Origin of the sequence: Klebsiella sp. KE9456 (assembly GCF_043832615.1) — a bacterium.
In the GTDB taxonomy this organism is placed as follows: Bacteria; Pseudomonadota; Gammaproteobacteria; order Enterobacterales; family Enterobacteriaceae; genus Klebsiella; species Klebsiella indica.
This window is the reverse complement of record NZ_JBDYQK010000051.1, coordinates 1-4,423: the sequence shown is the minus strand read 5'-3', so window position 1 is coordinate 4,423 and position 4,423 is coordinate 1. Positions and strand designations below refer to the sequence as shown.

General features: G+C 47.0%; 4 protein-coding genes and 4 tRNA genes. 7 read left to right on the top strand and 1 reads right to left on the bottom strand.

Going from position 1 to position 4,423, the window contains the following annotated elements:
- Positions 1 to 293: 293 nt before the first annotated feature.
- Positions 294 to 1,322: a UDP-N-acetylmuramate dehydrogenase gene (murB, locus tag ABK821_RS25200; RefSeq protein ID WP_142503346.1), complete on the top strand. Its 1,029-nt coding sequence runs from the start codon at positions 294 to 296 to the stop codon at positions 1,320 to 1,322.
- Entirely contained in the window at positions 1,319 to 2,281 is a 963-nt protein-coding gene (birA, locus tag ABK821_RS25195; protein ID WP_138363244.1) for a bifunctional biotin--[acetyl-CoA-carboxylase] ligase/biotin operon repressor BirA, read from the top strand. Before murB ends, birA begins: the two co-directional genes overlap by 4 nt.
- A gap of 25 nt (positions 2,282 to 2,306) precedes the next feature.
- Here birA and coaA read toward each other — a convergent pair whose 3' ends face one another.
- Positions 2,307 to 3,257, bottom strand: a complete 951-nt coding sequence (coaA, locus tag ABK821_RS25190) for a type I pantothenate kinase (RefSeq protein ID WP_138363243.1) — start codon at positions 3,255 to 3,257, stop codon at positions 2,307 to 2,309.
- A gap of 434 nt (positions 3,258 to 3,691) precedes the next feature.
- Here coaA and ABK821_RS25185 point away from each other — a divergent pair.
- The 5 genes from ABK821_RS25185 to ABK821_RS25165 form a co-directional block, all read left to right on the top strand.
- Positions 3,692 to 3,767 (top strand) — tRNA-Thr (locus ABK821_RS25185).
- Between the two features lie 10 nt (positions 3,768 to 3,777).
- Positions 3,778 to 3,862: transfer RNA gene (locus ABK821_RS25180), tRNA-Tyr, on the top strand.
- Between the two features lie 118 nt (positions 3,863 to 3,980).
- Positions 3,981 to 4,055: transfer RNA gene (locus tag ABK821_RS25175), tRNA-Gly, on the top strand.
- A gap of 5 nt (positions 4,056 to 4,060) precedes the next feature.
- Positions 4,061 to 4,136: transfer RNA gene (locus tag ABK821_RS25170), tRNA-Thr, on the top strand.
- A gap of 115 nt (positions 4,137 to 4,251) precedes the next feature.
- Positions 4,252 to 4,423 (top strand): GTP-binding protein (locus ABK821_RS25165; protein WP_072107095.1); only part of this gene is annotated, 172 nt, incomplete at its 3' end.

Sequence of the window (4,423 nt, the reverse complement as noted above, 5' to 3'; positions counted from 1 at the left end):
TTTGTCGGTGAGCGCTCTCCTGAGGAGGACAAATCCGCCGGGAGCGGATTTGAACGTTGCGGAGCAACGGCCCGGAGGGTGGCGGGCAGGACGCCCGCCATAAACTGCCAGGCATTAAATAAGTGAAGAGCCCGTCCTAAGGACGGGCTTTTTGCGTTTCTAAGAACGTTTGATATTTCCCGCGATAACGTGGCTGTAAGCGCTATGTCACCCGGCTCTGGGTCCGACAATCAGGCAAGCCTTCCCTCACTATATACGGTAAACTACTGCTGATTTAGCATCAGGAAGCCACTATGAGCCACTCACTTAAACCCTGGAATACCTTTGGTATTGATCGTTCTGCCAAAGCGATTGTACGTGTCGAAACAGAAAAACAGTTACTGGCTGCCTGGCAAAGTGCCATCGCAGAACGCTCCCCTGCTATGATTCTGGGTGAGGGGAGTAATGTCCTGTTCCTGAATGATTATTGTGGCACGATCATTATCAACCGGATTATGGGAATAAAAGTGAGTGAAACACCCGATGCCTGGCATTTACATGTTGGTGCGGGAGAAAACTGGCATCAACTGGTACGGTTTACACTGGACAATGGAATGCCCGGCCTGGAAAATCTTGCGCTGATCCCCGGCTGCGCCGGCTCCTCGCCGATACAAAATATTGGGGCGTACGGTATTGAATTACAAAAAGTCTGTCAGTACGTTGATTGTATTGAGCTGACTACTGGCCAGAAGCAGCGCTTTTCTGCCGCTGAGTGCTGCTTTGGTTATCGAGACAGTATTTTTAAGCATGAATACCAGAACCGCTACGCCATCGTCGCTGTTGGTTTGACGTTAGCAAAAGAGTGGCAACCGGTTCTGAGCTATGGTGATCTAACCCGACTTGATCCGCAAACCGTCACCCCTCGTCAGGTATTTGATGCCGTATGTCATATGAGAATGACCAAACTTCCCGATCCAAAGGTGAATGGCAATGCGGGAAGTTTCTTTAAAAATCCAGTCATTAGCGCAGAAACAGCGCAAGAGTTACTGGCGACCTATCCAAATATTCCGCATTATCCGCAGCCTGATGGCAGTATGAAGCTTGCTGCCGGATGGCTTATCGATCAATGCCAGCTTAAAGGTAAACTTATTGGCGGCGCAGCCGTCCATCATCAGCAGGCTCTGGTATTGATCAATTATAGCGAGGCAACAAGCGAGGATGTGGTGAACCTGGCGCGCTATGTACGCCAGCAGGTTGGCGAGAAGTTCAATATCTGGCTGCAACCAGAAGTGCGTTTTATTGGCGAAATGGGTGAAGTTAACGCTGAGGAGGCTATTGCATGAAAGATTATACCGTTCCTCTGACGCTGATATCTATCCTGGCTGATGCTGAGTTTCATTCTGGTGAGCAACTCGGTGAGCGTTTAGGGATGAGTCGGGCGGCAATAAATAAGCATATTCAAACGTTGCGTGACTGGGGAATCGATGTCTTTACTGTTCCCGGTAAGGGCTACAGTTTATCTGAGCCTGTCCAGTTACTGAGCGAAGAACACATTTCTAAACAGGTTGAATATGGTCGCGTGACTGTACTGTCAGTCATTGGTTCTACGAATCAGTATCTTTTGGACAGACTGAGCGAGCTGCAATCAGGTGATGCCTGCGTGGCAGAATATCAGCAAGCTGGCCGTGGACGCCGCGGGCGTAAGTGGTTCTCGCCGTTTGGTACTAACCTTTATCTTTCTATGTACTGGCGCCTGGAGCAGGGGCCAGCTGCTGCTATTGGTTTGAGTTTGGTCATTGGAATCGTCATTGCCGAGGTACTGCAGCGCCTCGGTGCTGAAAAAGTACGGGTTAAATGGCCGAATGATCTTTATCTGCAAGACCGAAAACTCGCAGGCATCCTTGTGGAGCTGACGGGAAAAACCGGGGATGCAGCACAAATAGTCAGTGGGGTTGGTATCAACTTGATGATGCGTCATGTAGAGTCCGATATTGTCAATCAAGGCTGGATCAGTTTGCAGGAAGCAGGGATCTCTATCGATCGCAATACGCTGGCTGCTTGTCTGATTAATGAATTGCGTGCTGGTTTTCGGCTTTTTGAGCATGAGGGATTAGCACCTTACCTGCCCCGTTGGGAGAAGTTAGATAACTTTATTCATCGTCCAGTCAAACTCATTATTGGTGATAAAGAAATCTTTGGTATTTCCCGAGGTATTGATGCTCAGGGGGCTTTATTACTGGAACAGGATGGGGTAATAAAACCATGGATTGGCGGTGAGATATCACTACGCGGTGCTGAATGAAAAAAGGGAGTTAAAGCTCCCTGTTTTATTTCCGTAACCGTACCTGATTTACCGAATGATTGGTACTTTTGGTCATAATAAGGCTTGCTCTTTCGCGAGTGGGTAGGATATTTTCTTTTAAATTCAATAGGTTAATTTCATTCCATAAAGACGTCGCGACATCAGTCGCTTCGTCTTTAGAAAGTTGAGCATAATTATGAAAATATGAATCTGGATCGGTAAAAGCCCCTTCGCGAAATTTTAAAAAACGATTGATATACCATGTTTTTAGTAACTCCTCTGGCGCATCAACGTAAATTGAAAAATCCACGAAATCGGATACAAATACATGATGTGGATCGTGCGGATAATCCATTCCACTCTGCAAAACATTTAGTCCTTCAAGAATCAAGATATCAGGCTGAGTGACAGTTTTATCACCATCTGGAATAACATCATAAATCAGGTGTGAATAGACCGGTGCAGAGGTGCTCGGAACGCCAGATTTCAGATCGGAGACAAATTTAACCAGGCGATGCATGTCGTAAGATTGCGGGAAACCTTTCTTTTTCATCAGGCCACGCTCTTTCAACACCGCATTAGGATGCAGAAAGCCATCAGTCGTAATGAGTTCTACATGCCGATGTTCAGGCCAACGACTGAGCAAAGCCTGCAATACACGCGCAGTAGTGCTTTTACCCACAGCAACACTACCCGCAATGCTGATGATATAAGGAATACGTTGCCCATTGGTGCCAAGGAATTGTTCCAGCACGGCCTGGCGGCGTAAGTTAGAACTGATATAGAAATTGAGTAAACGCGACAGGGGCAAATAAATTTCTGCAACTTCTTCCAGAGAAAGATCTTCGTTGATGCCTTTTAACCGCGTGATTTCTTCTTCTGTCAGCGTCATCGGAACGGAATCACGCAGTGCAGCCCATTGGTCACGGTTAAATTGTAGATACGGTGTCATTAACGTTTGCTCTTTTAGGCTCATAAGCATGCTCTTGCAACCGCCGAATTATATGAAAGCGGAGGTGCTTCACACTAGTTAATCAGGACAATGGGCAGGAGGGTAACACCAGATTGCGAGGAATAATAAGAAAAAAACTCATTGAATGATGCTTTCTAAAGGTATCATCACAGAGATGAATGATTTGTCATACCGTGTAAAAGCCCAGCGTAGAACGGACAGGGTTATTTTGTGAAGCTCTCCGGTAGCGTTGACAGGATACATGCAGTGCCAGAATCACGGCTGTACGTTTCCTTTTTTGCGCTGCTTTTTACACCTGGTGATGTATTTTTGTTCTGTGTTGTTTGAAATTACACCATTTTCTCTTGTCAGAGCACAAAATGTGAGCAATAGAACATTTTATGCAATTTTTTAGTTGCATGAACTCGCAGGTCTCCCTAGAATGCGCGCTACTTGATGCCGACTTAGCTCAGTAGGTAGAGCAACTGACTTGTAATCAGTAGGTCACCAGTTCGATTCCGGTAGTCGGCACCATCAAGTGCCTGGTGGGGTTCCCGAGCGGCCAAAGGGAGCAGACTGTAAATCTGCCGTCATCGACTTCGAAGGTTCGAATCCTTCCCCCACCACCATCTTTTCGGCGATGCTTTGCGGAGCCAGAGTTGATTGGTTAAACTAGTTAGCTCAAACCAAAAAAGAGATTCTTCTCTTTTTTGTTATAGAAAGAACTGGGTAGCCGAGTTTCAGGATGCGGGCATCGTATAATGGCTATTACCTCAGCCTTCCAAGCTGATGATGCGGGTTCGATTCCCGCTGCCCGCTCCAAACGTGCTGATATGGCTCAGTTGGTAGAGCGCACCCTTGGTAAGGGTGAGGTCCCCAGTTCGACTCTGGGTATCAGCACCACTTCTTTATCTCTCCTTCCCTGCTTCTCTCTTGTTTATTGGATTCAACATTCAGGTATGTTGCCTGGTTGATGTGGTGATATCACCGATTTATCCGTGTCTTAGAGGGACAATCGATGTCTAAAGAAAAATTTGAACGTACAAAACCGCACGTCAACGTCGGTACTATCGGCCACGTTGACCATGGTAAAACTACCCTGACTGCTGCCATCACTACCGTACTGGCTAAAACCTACGGCGGTGCCGCTCGTGCTTTCGACCAGATCGATAACGCGCCGGAAGAAAAAG

What these genes read in the sequence shown, in the direction of transcription:
- murB (WP_142503346.1), top strand. Translation starts at nt 294, where the DNA reads ATGAGCCACTCACTTAAACCCTGGAATACCTTTGGTATTGATCGTTCT.
- birA (WP_138363244.1), top strand. Translation starts at nt 1,319, where the DNA reads ATGAAAGATTATACCGTTCCTCTGACGCTGATATCTATCCTGGCTGAT.
- coaA (WP_138363243.1), bottom strand. Translation starts at nt 3,257, where the DNA reads ATGAGCCTAAAAGAGCAAACGTTAATGACACCGTATCTACAATTTAAC.